The organism is Actinomadura sp. ATCC 39365, from assembly GCF_054392275.1.
Genome location: NZ_CP184335.1, coordinates 1,105,389 through 1,119,970, shown reverse-complemented (window position 1 = coordinate 1,119,970; position 14,582 = coordinate 1,105,389). Strand labels below are relative to the sequence as shown.

Here is a 14,582-nt window from a genome sequence, read left to right as displayed (position 1 = left end):
GACTCGGCAGTTCCGGTTGAGCGTGAACCCGGAGTGCATTAGTGTCCAGCGACGATGTTCTCCGCGTAATGCGCGCGGAAAGACACGCCCAATTCCCGCAAGGGAAGCCGGGGAACCAACGGTGGCGAGCACCTCGCGCCACCACTTGGGGTGAATCCGACCATCTCGGTAGGGCTGCTCCGGCCCGAACCCGTCAGCTAACCCGGCCGGCGTCGATGAGAGGAGCTCGGTTGGTGAAGCGGACGCTCGACCGCTCGGGGAAGTCGGGGGGCAGGCACGCCCGCCCCCAGGAGCAGGCCAGGCGCACACGCCGCCTCGGCGTCATCGGCGTCACCATCGCCGCGATGCTGTTCGCCGTCCCCGTCGGTTCCGCCGCCGCCGACCCGAAGCCGTCGCTCTCCGAACTCGCCGACCAGGTGGAGAAGCTGCACGAAGAGATCGAGACGCTGGCCGAGCAGTACAACGAGCAGCGCGAACGGCTGAAGGCCGCACAGAAGGCCAACGACTCCGCCCAGAAGATCCTGGCCACCAGCGAGTCCGACCTGGCCGCCAGGCGCGCCAGGGCCTCGCTGCTCGCCCAGAACGCCTACATCACCGGCGGCCTGGACAAGGCCCTGGCCTTCGCCCAGTCCGGCGACCCCGAGACCTTCCTCGACCGGGCCGCGACCACGTACGCGCTCGAACAGCAGCAGGGCGAGGAGGTCAACCAGCTCGCCAAGGCCATGGAGGCCGCCGAGCGGGCCAGGGCCGGCGCCAAGACCCGCATCGCCGAGGTCCAGAAGATCGTCACCGATCTCGAGGGCAAGCGCTCGAAGATCACCAAGCTGGTCACCAAGGTCGAGAGCAACCTCTACCGGCGGGCCGTCGGCGAGGCGGGCCGTCCCGGCACCCGCGCCGTACGCGTCAACCTGCCGGTCATCGGCGACGGCAAGGCCGCCCAGGCCGCCAAGTGGGCCCTCACCCAGCAGCTCAAGCCGTACGTGTGGGGCGCGGAGGGGCCGCGCTCCTACGACTGCTCCGGCCTGGTGATGGCCGCCTACCAGCGCGTGGGCATCTCGCTCCCCCACTACACCGGCGACCAGTGGACGGCCGGCACGCACATCAGCCGCGACCAGCTGCGCCCCGGCGACCTGGTGTTCTTCTACAGCGACCTGCACCACGTCGGCATCTACATCGGCGGCGGCATGATGGTCCACGCCCCGCAGACGGGTGACGTCGTGCGGGTCGCCTCGATAGACCGGCGGCCGTTCGCCGGCGGCGTGCGCATCGCGGACTGACCGGCGCGGCACTTCGCCGAGCGCCGCTAGATGAGCTGGCGGCGCGCCGCCCATGCCACGGCCTCGATCGCCGTGGCCACGCCGATGCGGTCGCAGATGCCCCTCAGCCTGCGCCGTACGGTCCGTCCGCTGATATCCAGCCGCCTGCCGACCCGATCGACGGTCACCCCCTGGCCAGCTCGGCCAGTAACGCCAAATCCGCGTGGCTCAGCTCAACGCCTTCTGTGAGCACATCCACCGGGAGCCCTCCCCCAACAGCAGAACTCGGACCTTTCAGGCGAAGCAAGCCGCTCGTCTCGGTGAAGGTAAACGCATCGCGGAAAGGTCGTCAAGCGCGACAATCGGCGCCCTTGACCAGTGCTATTGACATGATCGCTTATATGTGACGTACTCCGCATATGTTGGCACGCCGTGGTCCGCTATGAACGGTCCAAACGATCAATTCGGCGGCCCGGTACCGCCCCCGATGAGCGCCACCGACCTGCTGGGTTTTGATCCATCGGATCCGCAATTTGTGCGCGATCCGTACGTCCGATATCGCGAGCTGCGAGCCGCCGGGCCGATCTTCGCGACGCGCGGTGGGCTGCTCGTCGTGACCACGTACGAGTTGTGCGCGGCGGTATTGCGCGATCCCGGGTTCGGTCACGGAACGTCCGCGCCCGCGCAGGAAGAGCCAGGTCAGCCCGGCAGGTCGTTCCTGCTCATGGACCCGCCCGATCACACCCGGTTGCGTGCTCTGGTCAGCCGCGCGTTCACGCCGCGCATGGTGGCCCGCCTCAGGCCGCGGATCGAGGTGATCACCGCCGACCTGATCGGGCGGCTGCCGGAGGAGGCGGAGCTGATTTCCGGTTTCGCCCACCCGCTGCCGGTGATGGTGATCAGCGAGATGCTCGGGGTGCCGCCGGAGGACCACGACCGCTTCCGCGGATGGAGCGAGGCCCTTGCCCGCGGACTTGACCCGATGCTGACAGACGCCCTCATGTCGGAAACGGAGCGTTCCAGGAACGAGTTCCGCGACTACTTCCGCCGCCTGATCGCGCAGCGGCGCGAGCGTCCCGGCGATGACCTCCTGAGCGCCCTCGCACACGTCGAGGAGCTCACCGAGGCCGAGTTGCTGGCGACCTGCGTGCTGCTGCTCGTGGCCGGCCACGAGACCACCGTCAACCTCATCGCGAACGGCGTGCTGAACCTGCTGCGGCACGGCCTGCTGCACCTCGCCGCCGAGCGGCCGAGGGAGGTGGTCGAGGAGGTGCTGCGCTTCGATCCGCCGGTCCAGCTCACCTCCAGGATCGCGCTGGAGGACCGGGAACTGGGCGGGACGCCGGTGCCCGCCGGCTCGGCCGTGCTCGTGCCGATCGGCGCCGCCAATCGCGACCCGGCCGCGTTCGCCGATCCCGACCGGTTCGACCCCGGCCGCGAGCCCGGCCGGCATCTCGCCTTCGGGCTCGGCCTGCACTTCTGCCTGGGGGCGACGCTGGCCAGGATGGAAGGCGAGATCGCGCTGTCGGCGCTGGCCGCGGCGGCGCCGAAGATGGAGGCCGCCGATCCGGCGCCGCCGTACAAGGAGAACGTGGTGCTGCGCGGGCTGGCCCGGCTGCCGGTGCGGCTCAGGCGGTAGCGTCGTAGCGCTCCCTGGCGGCCTCGACGTCCTCGATGTGCTCCTCGGCCCACGCCTTGATGGCGGTGACCAGCGGCATCAGGCTCTGGCCCAGCGGGGTGAGCGCGTAGTCGACGCGCACCGGCACCTGCGGCGTGACCCGGCGCGCCACGAGGCCGTCGCGCTCCAGGCCGCGCAGGGTCTGGGTGAGCATCTTCTGGCTGACCCCCGCGATGTGCCTGGCCAGGTCGCTGTAGCGGCGCTCGCCGGCGGCCAGCGCGCTGAGCACCAGCGTGACCCATTTGTCGCTGAGCCGGTCGAGCAGCTTGCGGGAAGGGCATTCGGCGAAGTAGGCGTCGAAGGCGAGTCTCGCCTCGTCACGCCGCTGGGCCGCCGTCGTGGTCGCCACCGTCTCACTCCTCGCTGTGTGTTACGCACTTCCAGGTGCCTACTTACCAAAAGAGAGTAACTCTTCCTAGGGTCACCGGCATGACGAACATGCGTGCACTCATCGGCGGCTCCGGCGTTCCCCAGCTGGTGTCCGCGCCGCTGCCGACGGCGGGGCCCGGCCAGGTGCGGGTCAAGGTGGCAGCGGCCGGGGTCAACCCCTTCGACCTGGCCGTGGCGTCCGGAGCGCTGGCCTCGTACGGGCTGGCCAGGAAGCTGGACTCGTACGGGATCGGCTTCGACGCCGCGGGGACCGTGGACCAGGTGGGCCCGGGGACCTCCTTCACCGTGGGAGAGGAGGTCGTGGGGCTCTGCGCGCGGCTGGAGCTGCCGTACAAGGCGCAGGCCGAGTACGTCGTGCTGGACGCCCCGGCGGTGACCCGCGCCCCGCGCGGCGTGAGCCCCGTCCACGCGGCCACGCTGCCGCTGAACGGGCTCACCGCCTGGCAGGCGCTCGACCGGACCGGCGTCGGGCCGGGCGGCACGCTGCTGGTCACGGGGGCGGCGGGGGCCGTCGGGGGCTACCTGGTGGAGCTGGCCGCCGTGCGCGGCGTCAGGGTGGTGGCCGCCGCCGGCGCCGCGGACGAGGAGCTGGTACGCGGCTTCGGGGCGGAGTGGTTCGTCCCCCGCGAGGAGGACCTGGCCGAGGCCGTACGGGCGCGGGTGCCCGGTGGCGTGGACGCCGTCGTGGACGCGGCCGTGCTGGGCCTGCCCGCACTCGACGCCGTACGGGACGGCGGGGCGTTCGTGGCGCTCGCGTCGGGGGTCGCGCCGGTGGCGCTGCGCGGGACGGACGTGGCCACCGTCCTGTTCCGCTCGGACGCCCGGCAGCTCGCGGAGCTGGTGCGCCTGGTCGAGGCCGGACGACTGACGTTGCGGGTGGCCGGAACCTATCCGCTGGACAGGGCCGTCGACGCGCACGCCCGCCTGGCGGAGGGCGGCCTGCGCGGACGGCTCGTGCTGGTGCCCTGACCGCCCGGACCGCCCGGACCGGCGCCCCACTCTTGCGCGGGGCACCGGACGGCGGCTCAGTGGGTGGGCTTGACCAGCGGGAACAGGATGGTCTCGCGGATGTTCTTGCCGGTGAAGGCCATGATCATGCGGTCGATGCCGGCGCCCATGCCACCCGTGGGCGGCATCGCGTACTCGAGGGCCTGCAGGAAGTCCTCGTCGAGCTGCATCGCCTCGAGGTCGCCGCCCGCGGCCAGCAACGACTGCTCCACCAGCCGGTGGCGCTGGTCGATCGGGTCGTTGAGCTCGGAGTAGGCGGTGCCGAGCTCGGTGCCGAACCCGATCAGGTCCCACTTCTCGGTCAGCAGCGGGTTGTCGCGGTGGAGACGGGCCAGCGGCGAGGTCTCCAGCGGGTAGTCCATGACGAACGTCGGCTGCACGAGCGTGTGCTCGACCAGCTCCTCGAAGAGCTCCTCGGACGAGCTTGCCCGACCCCCACTTGGCGTCCCAGTGGACCTCGCGGCGGTCGGCGATCTTCCGCAGCTCCTCAAGGGTGGTCTCGGTGGTGATCTCCTCGCCCACGGCGTCGGACACCAGGTCGTAGAGCCGGATCCGCGGCCACTTCTCCAGACCGAGGTCGATCTCGACGCCGTCGTGCACGACCACGGTGGTGTCCAGGGCGGCCACGACGGCCTTCTGGTACATCCGCTGCGTCAGGTCGGCCATGTCGTTGTAGTCGAGGTAGGTGCCGTAGGCCTCGAGCATGGTGAACTCGGGGTTGTGCGTGGAGTCGGCGCCCTCGTTGCGGAAGTTGCGGTTGATCTCGAAGACCTTCTCGATGCCGCCGACCACCAGCCGCTTGAGGTAGAGCTCGATCGCGATGCGGAGGTAGAGCTCCATGTCGTAGGCGTTGATGTGGGTGCGGAACGGCCGGGCCGTCGCGCCGCCGTGGATGGGCTGCAACATCGGGGTCTCGACCTCGAGGTAGCCCTCCTCGTGCCAGAAGTCGCGCACCGCGCGCACGGTCGCGCTGCGCACCCGCGCCATCTTCCTGGCCTCGTCGTTGACGATGAGGTCGACGTAGCGCTGGCGCACCCGCGCCTCGGGGTCGGTGAGGCCGACGTGCTTCTCCGGCAGCGGGCGCAGGCACTTGGCGGTGATCTGCCAGCTGTCGGCGAGGATCGACAGCTCGCCGCGGCGCGAGGTGATGACCTCGCCGGTCACGCCGACGTGGTCGCCCAGGTCGACGTCGCGCTTCCAGGCCGCCAGCGACTCCTCGCCGACCTTGTCGAGCGAGATCATGACCTGCAGGTCGGCGCCGCCGTCGCGGAGTGTGGCGAAGCAGAGCTTCCCGCCCACGCGGTTGAGCATGACGCGGCCCGCGACCCCCACCGTCTCACCGGTGGCGGTGTCGGGCTCCAGGCCCTGGTGTTTCTCCTTGACCTCGGCGTTGGTCGCCGTGCGTGGGAAGTTCACCGGGTAAGGGTCGACGCCCTCGCTGCGGAGGCGGTCGAGCTTTTCCCTCCGGATGCGCATCTGCTCTGGAAGTTCCTCGCTCACAACAACAAAGCGTAGGGGATACGGCGAACTGCAAGCGCTCGTGACGGTTCCCTGCAGGGGCGCTGCAAGGACCCTTTTGTACCAATGACTCACGAGCTCCGGGGGGAGCCGGCAAGGAGCCGGCCCGAGGGGAGCTCCGGGAGAGATCATGATGAAGAAGATCGCGACGGGCATCCTCGCCATCGCCGCCACCAGCGCCGTGGCCCTGTCGCTTCCTTCGGCCGCCAGCGCCACCACCGCCGACTTCGACGACTACTCCGACTACTGGGGCCCGGTGTACGCCAAGCACCACCTCGCCAAGGCCCAGGGTCACGTCAGCGTCGAGTGGGACGAGGAGGACTCCAACGAGGTCCACGTCACCGGCCGGCTGTACGACCTGGACAACCGCGACTACGACGAGGGCGGCAAGTGCGCGTACGTCAAGTTCCAGGCCGAGGACTCCGACGGCGACTGGTCCACGGTCTACGCCAAGAAGTACTGCGGCTTCCCCGGCTACAAGAAGTTCCACTTCGAGGAGAACGACGTCTTCACCCTGCGGGCCAAGGTCTGCCAGGTTCCCGAGCAGGGCATCTTCGCCACCAAGTGCGGCCCCTGGCGGGAGCTCTACAGCGCCGAGAACGAGTGACCCTCGCCGGCGACACCACGACCGACAGGCGGCCCCCTTCCCGAGCGGGGGCCGCTTGTCACGTTCTAAGCGGTATTGCGGTGATAAATCAGGCGCAAGCCGATGAGGGTCAGCCACGGCTCGTGCACGTCGATCGAGCGCGACTCGCCGACCACCAGCGCCGCGTGGCCGCCGGTCGCCACGACGGTCACCTCGTCGGGGTCGTCGGCCAGCTCGGCGGCCATACGCTCGACGATGCCGTCGACCTGGCCGGCGAAGCCGTAGATGATGCCGGCCTGCAGCGCCTCGACCGTGTTCTTGGCGATCACCGAGCGCGGCCTGACCAGCTCGACCTTGTGCAACTGGGCGCCGGCGGCGGCCAGGGCGTCGACCGAGATCTCGATGCCGGGAGCGGTGACCGCCCCGACGTACTCGCCCTTGGCCGACACCGCGTCGAACGAGGTGGCGGTGCCGAAGTCGACGATGATGCACGGGCCGCCGTACTGGTCGATGGCGGCCAGGGCGTTCACGATGCGGTCGCTGCCCACTTCTTTGGGGTTGTCCATGCGCACCGGCACGCCCGTGCGCACGCCGGGCTCCACGATCACGGCGGTGACGTCGCCGTAGTAACGACGGCACATCTCCCGCATCTCGTTGAGCACGCTCGGCACGGTCGAGCAGATGGCGATGCCGCTGATGTCGGCGCCCTTGAGCAGGGGTGACTGGGCCAACAGCCCCTGGAGCACGACGGCGATCTCGTCGGCGGTGCGGCGGGCGTCGGTGGCCAGCCTCCAGTGCTCGATGACGTCCTCGCCCTCGAACAGCCCCAGCACCGTGTGCGTGTTGCCGACGTCGATCGTGAGCAGCATCAATTACTCCCGCAAATCCAGTGCGATGTCCAGGGCCGGCGCCGAGTGGGTGAGCGCTCCCGCCGCAAGGTAGTCAACGCCAGTTTCAGCCACATCACGAGCCGATTCCAAGGTCAATCCCCCACTCGCTTCAAGCGCAACCCTGTTTTTCGCCCGACTTTTCACGATTTGTACGGCATGTACGGTGTCCTCGATCGTGAAGTTGTCCAGCAGGATCTCCTCGGCGCCCTCGTCCAGCAGGGGCTCCAGCTGGTCGAGACGGTCGATCTCCACCTCGATCGGCAACTCGGGATAGCGCTCCCGCACCGCGCGGTACGCCTCGGCCACGCCGCCGGCCGCCACCACGTGGTTGTCCTTGATCAGGGCCGCGTCCGACAGCGACATGCGGTGGTTGACGCCGCCGCCGCAGCGCACGGCGTACTTCTCCAGGGACCGCAGACCCGGCAGGGTCTTGCGGCTGTCGCGCACCCGCGCCCGCGTGCCCTCGATCGCGGCCACCCATTTGGCGGTCAGCGTGGCCACCCCGGACAGGTGCGTGAGCAGGTTGAGCGCGGTGCGCTCGGCGGTCAGCACGGCCCGCGTCGGGCCCTCGACCGTCATCAGCACGTCGCCGGCCGCCACCCGCTCGCCGTCCTTGGCCCGCCGCTCGGTACGGCCGGCGCCCAGCCGGAGGAAGACCGCCTCGGCCACCGCCAGCCCGGCCACCACGCCGTCCTTGCGGGCCACCACGTCGGCGGCCGAACGCTGCTCGGCCGGGATCGTGGCCAGGCTGGTCACGTCGCCCGCCTCCTGCAGGTCCTCCTCCAGCGCGCGGTCGATCAGCGCGTCGACCTCGGCCGGGTCGAGCCCGGCGGCGGTCAGCTCCTGCGCCAGGCGCGGCGGCATCGCCTCGCCGTGCGGGGTGTACGTCATGCGAAGGCCCTCCTCGGTCAGGGTCACGTCCAGGTGGCCCAGCCACTCATTGTCGTCCCGGCTCTCGTGGTCCTCGCGCCAGTGGGAACCGCGCGTCTCCAGCCTGGCCGCCGCCACGCCGGTCAGGACGGCGGCGACGGTGAGGAGGTTGCTCGCCTCCCAGGACTCGGTGCAGGCGGGCACCTCGACCGGCGTCCAGAGCGCGTCGCGCAGCGCCTTCGACGTGGCCTGCAGCGACGCGCGGCTGCGCAGCACCCCGGCGCCGGCGCTCATGTGCGCCTGGAGCCTGGACCTGACCCTGGGGTCCACCAGGCCCGTCGCGGCCCGCCCCGGAACCGGCTCGCCCGGCTCAGGACGCGTCCGGTGGATGTCCTCGGCGATGCGCTCGGCGAAGACCAGGCCCTCGAGGAGCGAGTTGGAGGCCAGCCGGTTGGCGCCGTGGACGCCGGTGCAGGCCACCTCGCCGCAGGCGTAGAGACCCTCGATCGAGGTACGGCCGGACAGGTCGGCACGGACGCCACCGCTGGCGTAGTGGGCGGCCGGGGCGACGGGGATCGGCTCGGTGGCCGGGTCGATGCCGTGCTCGCGGCAGACGGCGTAGATGGTGGGGAAGCGGCTCTCCCACATGTCCCTGCCGAAGTGGCGGCCGTCGAGGAAGACGTGGTCGCGGCCCGTCTCACGCATGGTCGTGGTGATCGCCTTGGCCACGACGTCGCGCGGGGCCAGGTCGGCCAGCTCGTGCACGCCCTGCATGAACCGGTTGCCCTCGTGGTCGACGAGGAAGGCGCCCTCGCCCCTGACCGCCTCGGAGATCAGCGGCTGCTGGCCGGTCGAGCCCTCCCCCAGCCACAACACGGTCGGGTGGAACTGCACGAATTCGAGGTCGCGCACGACCGCCCCCGCCCTGAGCGCGAGCGCCACGCCGTCGCCGGTGGACACGACCGGGTTGGTGGTCGCGGCGTACACCTGGCCCATGCCGCCGGTGGCCAGCACCACCGCCCGTGCCAGGACCGCGCCGACGCCGTCGCGCGCGCCCTCGCCCATGACGTGCAGGGTCACCCCCTGGCCCGGCCGCGGGCGTCCTTGAGCAGGTCGAGCACGAGCGCGTGCTCGATCACCTCGATCGATCCGGCGCGCACCGCCTCGACCAGCGCCCGCTGCACCTCGGCGCCCGTGGCGTCGCCGCCCGCGTGCACGATCCGGTGGCGCCGGTGGCCGCCTTCCCTGGTGAGCTGGAGCTCGCCGTCGGGGGTGCGGTCGAACCGGGCGCCGCGCTCGATGAGCCGCCGCAGCGCGCCCGGCCCCTCGGTCACCAGGGTTCGTACGGCCTTGGTGTCGCACAGCCCGACCCCGGCGAGCAACGTGTCGCTCAGGTGCTCGTCGGGGGTGTCGCGCGGGTCGAGCACGGCGGCGATGCCCCCCTGGGCCCACTTGGTGGACCCGGCGGACAACACGTCCTTGGTGACGACCAGGACCTTGGCCGTGGGATCCAGCTCGGCGTGGCGCAGCGCCACGGTCAGCCCCGCGACGCCGGAGCCGACGACGACCACGTCCGCCTCGACGGTCCAGCCGGGTTCGGGGGCCGTCAGACGCGGGGGAATCGCCGGTGCACTCATGGGGGTCTCCTCACTGAGGCGATTTCGTCACTATGACGATAACGCCTGCCGCAGCGTGGACATGCCCCGGGGGCACCGTACGGATCAGGAGCGAAGGCTCAGGACGACGTTGTCGATCAGCCGGGTGCTGCCCACCCGGGCCGCCACGGCGAGCACGGCCGAGCCCTCGTAGGACTCGTCGACCTCCTTGAACGTGGCCGGATCGACCAGCGCCAGGTAGTCGAGGTCGAGGTCGGGCCCGGCCTCGGCGAGCACCGCGTGGGCGGTGGACCGGATCGCGCCGGCGGTGAGCTCGGCCGCACCCGCCCGCAGGGCGCGGGACAGGGCCAGCGCGACCGTGCGGTCGTGGGCCGACAGGTAACGGTTGCGGCTGGACAGGGCCAGGCCGTCGGGCTCGCGCACGGTGGGCGCCCCGACGATCTCGATGGACAGGTCGAGGTCGGCCACCATGCGGCGGATGACGGCGAGCTGCTGGGCGTCCTTCTGGCCGAAGATCGCCACGTCGGGGCGCACCAGGTTGAACAGCTTGAGCACCACCGTCAGCACGCCGTCGAAGTGGCCCGGCCTGGAGGCGCCCTCGACGATCGTGCCCATCTCGCCCGCGCAGACGCTCACCTGGCGGTCGGGGCGGTACATGTCCTCGGGCGAGGGCGCGAACACGACGTGGACGTCCTCCTCGCGGCACACGTCGAGGTCGGCGTCGAACGTACGGGGATAGCGGGAAAAATCCTCATTAGGACCGAATTGCAGCGGGTTGACGAAGATGCTGACCACGACCTGGTCGGCGCGTACCCGGGCGGCCCTGATCAGCGATCGGTGGCCCTCGTGCAGCGCGCCCATGGTCGGTACCAGCGCCACCCGGCCCGTGCCACGGGCCTTCGCCAGGTCGTCCCGGTTGCCGGCCACGATCAGATCCATTGCTGCCCTCCACACCCGACGGTCAGGTCCATATATTGCCCCCAAGCGCGTCGAGCAGCCGCTCCGCCTCCTCCGGTTTGAGCAGCCCCGCCGCCAGCGCCCGGTCGGCGGTGAGCCGGGCCAGCGCGATGTAGGCGTCGGCGGCCTCCGGAGCGGCCAGGATCAGCGCGTCGACGTGTCTGCGCACCGTGCCGGCGTCGCCGCGGACGACCGGCCCGGTCAGCCCGGCGATGCCCAGCCGCAGCACGTTGTCGAGCGCCGCGCCGAGCAGCGGGCCCAGCATGCGGCCCGGGTGCTCGACGCCGATGCGCCCGAGCAGCTCCTCGGACTCGGCGATGAGCGTGACCATGTGGTTGGCGGCGTTGGCCAGGGCCGCGTGGTAGAGCGCGCGGTCGCTCTCGGCGATCCAGACCGGCTCGCCGCCCATCTCGATGACCAGCGCCTCGGCGACCGGCCGCAGCATGTCGGGCGCGGTGACGCCGAACGAGATGCCGGTGATCTTGTTGAGGTCGTCGTCGCGGCCGGTGAAGGTCATGACCGGGTGGAGCGCGAGCGGCAGTGCGCCCACCTCGGCGGCGGGGTCGAGCACCGACAGGCCGTACGCGCCGCTGGTGTGGACGAGCAGCTTGCTCTGGAGGTCGGCGCCCGTACGGGCCAGGCCGGCCACCAGGTCGGGCAGCGCGTCGTCGGGGACGGTCAGCAGGATGAGCTGGGCGGCGGCCACCACCTCGTCGGGCCGCGTCAGCTCCACCCCGAGCCGGTCGGCGGCCCACCGCCGCGACCTGTCGGAGACCCCGCTCGCGGCCACGATCCGGTGGCCCGCCTGCGCCAGCGCGGCGCCGAGCGCGGAGCCGACCTTGCCCGCGCCGAGCACGCCGACGGTCAGCCGTGCCGGGCGATCACCTGCGTCCATGACGTCTCACCCCTGTCGACCGTGATGGCACTGCCGACCAGCGTAACCGGCGAGCGGCGCCACGCATGTCGCGGGCCGACGAACGCGATCCGGCATGTCCGCCGCTTTACCGCCCGTTGAGTTAATGACAAATGCGACAGGGGCATACGAATCGTGCACCCCCTGTCGAAAGAGATGAGGAGAGGGGTCCACGCACGACGACGGGCGCCGGGTCCTGACAACCCGACGCCCGCCTGGATGCGACCTCTTGGAGGTGCACTGACCGGTCATCCGCCGACTGACCGGCCGGGATCAGAGCCCGGACCGCGCGCGAGCGGTCCGGGCTCTCCCTGCCTCAGCGGCTGTAGACCGCGGTGTTGGGGCTCCCCTGGCAGCCGTTGATCGGCACGGCCTGGATGCCGATGTTGTTGCCGCAGACGGGCACGACGGCGGTGATGGGGAGGTGGATCGGGCTGCCGCTCAGGATGCCGTTGTTGCCGTGGGTGACGTCGTCGGCGTACGCGGGGGCCGCCAGCGCCAGCAGGGCAATGGCACCTGCCATGACCAGAGTCTTCTTCACGGGGGGCTCCTCTCAGTATGCGGCCGTGGAGGCCGCAATGCTTTGGTGGAGCGATCCGGCTCGCCGCTTACCGCGGATGGGCGAAACGCAGTCGCTCGGTGACAGTACGTAAACGTTAGCGCAATGTAGCGACCAAGTGTAGTCAATCAATGACTTAGCGTGTTGATCGCTGGAGTCATGAGATAGTCAGCGTCATGTGGCTCACCTGGCGCGCCGCGACCGAGCGCGCGCTCTACGGCGAGGAGGGTTTCTACCTCCGCGAACGCCCCTCGGGCCACTTCCGCACCTCGGTCGGGGCCTCGTCCGTGTTCGCCGAGGCGGTCCTGGCCCTGCTGACGGAGGTCGACTCCGACCTCGGCCGCCCCGAGTGGCTCGACCTGGTCGACATCGGCTCCGGCGAGGGCATGCTGGTCCGCCGCGTCCTCGACATGGCCGAGCCCGCTCTGCGCGACCGGCTCCGCGTCACCTGCGTCGACCTGTCACCCAGGCCCCCGGGCCTGCCCGACGAGGTCGAGTGGCGCCGCTGCCTGCCGTCCAGCATCGCCGGCCCGGCCGTCGCCAACGAGTGGCTCGACAACATCCCGCTCGACGTGGCCGAGCAGACCTCCGGCGGCCCGCGTCTGGTCATGGTCAACACCCGGACCGGGGAGGAGCGCCTCGGCGGCCCGCTGCGGCCCGCCGACCGCGAATGGCTCGACCGCTGGTGGCCGCTGCCGCACGTGGGCACCCGCGCCGAGATCGGCCGTCCCCGTGACGACGCCTGGGCCTCCGTTCTGGTACGCCTCGCCCGCGGCCGGGCGATAGCCGTGGATTATGCACACCCTGTGGATAACCGACCGCTCTGTGGCACGCTGACCGGTTACCGCGACGGCGCGGTCGTCGCCCCCGTCCCCGACGGGACCTGCGACATCACCGCCCACGTCGCCCTCGACGCGTGCGCCGAGGCCGGGCGGCGGGCCGGCGCGATATCCACAACCTTGTCCACACAGCGTGACATGTTGCGGGCGCTGGGCCTCACCGGCGCCCGGCCGCCGGTCGACCTCGCCCGCACCGATCCGCGCGCCTACGTACGCGCGTTGTCGAGGGCGTCGGAGGAGGCCGAGCTGATCGATCCGGCCGGGCTCGGCGGGTTCGGCTGGCTCAGCCAGAGCCGGTGACGTCGAGGTCGAGCGAGCGCAGGCCGCGGATGACGAAGCCCGGCTTGTAGACCGGCTCCGCGCGCAGCTCGATCGTCCCGACCCGGTCCAGCAGCGCGGTGAAAGACTCCGTCAGCTCGATCCTGGCCAGCGGCGCGCCCAGGCAGAAGTGGATGCCGGCGCCGAAGGAGATGTGCGGGTTGTCCGGACGACCCAGGTCGAGCCGGTCCGGGTCCTCGAACACCTCGGGGTCCCTGTTGGCCGAGCCGAACAGGCAGGCGACCTCCGAGCCGCGTGGGATCCGCACGCCGTGCACCTCGATGTCCTCCAGCACCCAGCGCTCGAAGAGCTGCAGCGGGGTGTCGTAGCGCAGCAGCTCCTCGATGGCGGTCGGCAGCAGCGAACGATCGGCGCGCAGCCGGGCCAGCTCGCCGGGGTTCTTCAGCAGGGCCCGCCAGCCGTTGCCGGTGACGTTGACCGTGGCCTCGTGGCCCGCGTTGAGCAGCAGCACGCAGGTGCCGGCCAGCTCGTCGAGGGTCAGCTCGGGGATCGCGGCCAGGGCGCTGACCAGGTCCTCGCCGGGGTTCGCGAGCCGGTCGCGGGCCAGGTCCTTGAGGTAGGACTCGAACTCCTCGGCCGCGCGCACCGCCTGGTGCTGGGTCTCCAGGCTGGGGTTGAGCTCGTACATGCCGCACATGTCGGCCGACCACGGGCGCAGCAGGTGGCGGTCCTGCTCGGGGACGCCGAGCATCTCGGCGATGACCGTGACCGGCAGCGGCTCGGCGACCTCGGCGATCAGGTCGCCGCCGCCCTTCTCGACGTACGCGTCGATCAGGCTCTCGGCGATCGCCCGGACGCGCGGGCGCAGCGACTCGACCATGCGCGGCGTGAACGCCTTGGACACCAGCCGGCGCAGCCTCGTGTGGTCCGGCGGCTCGACCTCCAGCATGCCGTTCCTGCTGACCCGCCAGAAGGCCTCCTGGAACTCCGGCTGCGGCTGCCGGCCGAACTCCTCGTGCGTGGCGACGTGGGTGTAGTCGCGGCCCAGCCGCCGGTCCCGGAGCAGCGCGTTGACGTCCGCGTGCCGGGAGATCAGCCACTGGTTGGACGGCTCGAAGTAGCGGACGGGCGCCTCGCGCCTCAGCTCGTCGTACGCCGGATAGGGGTCGACGACAAAATCCGGATTCCAGGGATCAAAGCGCACTATTTCATCTTATGAGACG

Annotated in this window: 12 protein-coding genes, 2 pseudogenes and 1 riboswitch; of the genes and pseudogenes, 5 read left to right on the top strand and 9 right to left on the bottom strand. The window is 70.9% G+C overall.

What is annotated here, in order from left to right; all coding sequences use genetic code 11:
- The first annotated feature begins 75 nt into the window (after nt 1-75).
- A riboswitch (cyclic di-AMP (ydaO/yuaA leader) is annotated at nt 76-227 on the top strand.
- A 6-nt stretch (nt 228-233) separates the two neighbouring features.
- Complete coding sequence (locus ACNF49_RS05955; protein ID WP_357975323.1) at nt 234-1,277, top strand: C40 family peptidase; 1,044 nt, start codon at nt 234-236, stop codon at nt 1,275-1,277.
- A gap of 26 nt (nt 1,278-1,303) precedes the next feature.
- Here ACNF49_RS05955 and ACNF49_RS05950 read toward each other — a convergent pair whose 3' ends face one another.
- Nucleotides 1,304-1,444, bottom strand: a complete 141-nt coding sequence (locus ACNF49_RS05950) for a helix-turn-helix domain-containing protein (protein WP_482943034.1) — start codon at nt 1,442-1,444, stop codon at nt 1,304-1,306.
- Nucleotides 1,445-1,791: 347 nt separating this feature from the next.
- On the opposite strand from ACNF49_RS05950, the gene ACNF49_RS05945 reads away from it, so the two are divergent.
- On the top strand, nt 1,792-2,895 hold the full coding sequence (locus ACNF49_RS05945) for a cytochrome P450 (protein WP_482943033.1): 1,104 nt from the start codon (nt 1,792-1,794) through the stop codon (nt 2,893-2,895).
- On the opposite strand, the gene ACNF49_RS05940 is transcribed toward ACNF49_RS05945, so the two are convergent.
- A complete protein-coding gene (locus ACNF49_RS05940) occupies nt 2,885-3,283 on the bottom strand; it encodes a winged helix-turn-helix transcriptional regulator (protein WP_482943032.1) in 399 nt (132 codons plus the stop codon). The genes ACNF49_RS05945 and ACNF49_RS05940 overlap by 11 nt on opposite strands.
- Before the next feature lie 80 nt (nt 3,284-3,363).
- Here ACNF49_RS05940 and ACNF49_RS05935 point away from each other — a divergent pair, with 80 nt between their 5' ends.
- The gene (locus ACNF49_RS05935) at nt 3,364-4,293 is read left to right on the top strand and encodes an NADP-dependent oxidoreductase (protein WP_482943031.1); all 930 of its coding nucleotides are present in this window, start codon (nt 3,364-3,366) and stop codon (nt 4,291-4,293) included.
- A 56-nt stretch (nt 4,294-4,349) separates the two neighbouring features.
- On the opposite strand, the pseudogene lysX reads toward ACNF49_RS05935, so the two are convergent.
- Nucleotides 4,350-5,808: pseudogene (gene lysX / locus ACNF49_RS05930) on the bottom strand (bifunctional lysylphosphatidylglycerol synthetase/lysine--tRNA ligase LysX).
- Between the two features lie 172 nt (nt 5,809-5,980).
- Here lysX and ACNF49_RS05925 point away from each other — a divergent pair.
- Nucleotides 5,981-6,457, top strand: coding sequence for a hypothetical protein (locus tag ACNF49_RS05925; RefSeq protein ID WP_357975339.1), 477 nt, complete (start codon nt 5,981-5,983; stop codon nt 6,455-6,457).
- A 65-nt stretch (nt 6,458-6,522) separates the two neighbouring features.
- Here ACNF49_RS05925 and ACNF49_RS05920 read toward each other — a convergent pair whose 3' ends face one another.
- The 5 genes and pseudogenes from ACNF49_RS05920 to ACNF49_RS05900 form a co-directional block, all read right to left on the bottom strand.
- The gene (locus ACNF49_RS05920) at nt 6,523-7,305 is read right to left on the bottom strand and encodes a type III pantothenate kinase (protein ID WP_352318636.1); all 783 of its coding nucleotides are present in this window, start codon (nt 7,303-7,305) and stop codon (nt 6,523-6,525) included.
- 3 nt (nt 7,306-7,308) lie between these two features.
- Nucleotides 7,309-9,833 (bottom strand): annotated as a pseudogene (locus ACNF49_RS05915) (L-aspartate oxidase).
- Nucleotides 9,834-9,917: 84 nt separating this feature from the next.
- Nucleotides 9,918-10,751: a pantoate--beta-alanine ligase gene (panC, locus tag ACNF49_RS05910; protein WP_482943030.1), complete on the bottom strand. Its 834-nt coding sequence runs from the start codon at nt 10,749-10,751 to the stop codon at nt 9,918-9,920.
- Nucleotides 10,752-10,773: 22 nt separating this feature from the next.
- Complete coding sequence (locus tag ACNF49_RS05905) at nt 10,774-11,664, bottom strand: Rossmann-like and DUF2520 domain-containing protein (RefSeq protein ID WP_482943029.1); 891 nt, start codon at nt 11,662-11,664, stop codon at nt 10,774-10,776.
- A gap of 334 nt (nt 11,665-11,998) precedes the next feature.
- Entirely contained in the window at nt 11,999-12,223 is a 225-nt protein-coding gene (locus ACNF49_RS05900; protein WP_352358570.1) for a chaplin family protein, read from the bottom strand.
- Nucleotides 12,224-12,417: 194 nt separating this feature from the next.
- Between ACNF49_RS05900 and ACNF49_RS05895 the strand changes: the two genes are divergently transcribed.
- A complete protein-coding gene (locus ACNF49_RS05895; protein ID WP_482943028.1) occupies nt 12,418-13,380 on the top strand; it encodes an SAM-dependent methyltransferase in 963 nt (320 codons plus the stop codon).
- Here ACNF49_RS05895 and ACNF49_RS05890 read toward each other — a convergent pair.
- Complete coding sequence (locus tag ACNF49_RS05890) at nt 13,364-14,563, bottom strand: cytochrome P450 (RefSeq protein WP_357975355.1); 1,200 nt, start codon at nt 14,561-14,563, stop codon at nt 13,364-13,366. The genes ACNF49_RS05895 and ACNF49_RS05890 overlap by 17 nt on opposite strands.
- Nucleotides 14,564-14,582 lie beyond the last annotated feature (19 nt).

Coding starts and splice junctions, on each gene's coding strand:
- ACNF49_RS05935 (WP_482943031.1), top strand. CDS start 3,364: ATGACGAACATGCGTGCACTCATCGGCGGCTCCGGCGTTCCCCAGCTG.
- ACNF49_RS05925 (WP_357975339.1), top strand. CDS start 5,981: ATGATGAAGAAGATCGCGACGGGCATCCTCGCCATCGCCGCCACCAGC.
- ACNF49_RS05920 (WP_352318636.1), bottom strand. CDS start 7,305: ATGCTGCTCACGATCGACGTCGGCAACACGCACACGGTGCTGGGGCTG.
- panC (WP_482943030.1), bottom strand. CDS start 10,751: ATGGATCTGATCGTGGCCGGCAACCGGGACGACCTGGCGAAGGCCCGT.
- ACNF49_RS05905 (WP_482943029.1), bottom strand. CDS start 11,664: ATGGACGCAGGTGATCGCCCGGCACGGCTGACCGTCGGCGTGCTCGGC.
- ACNF49_RS05895 (WP_482943028.1), top strand. CDS start 12,418: ATGTGGCTCACCTGGCGCGCCGCGACCGAGCGCGCGCTCTACGGCGAG.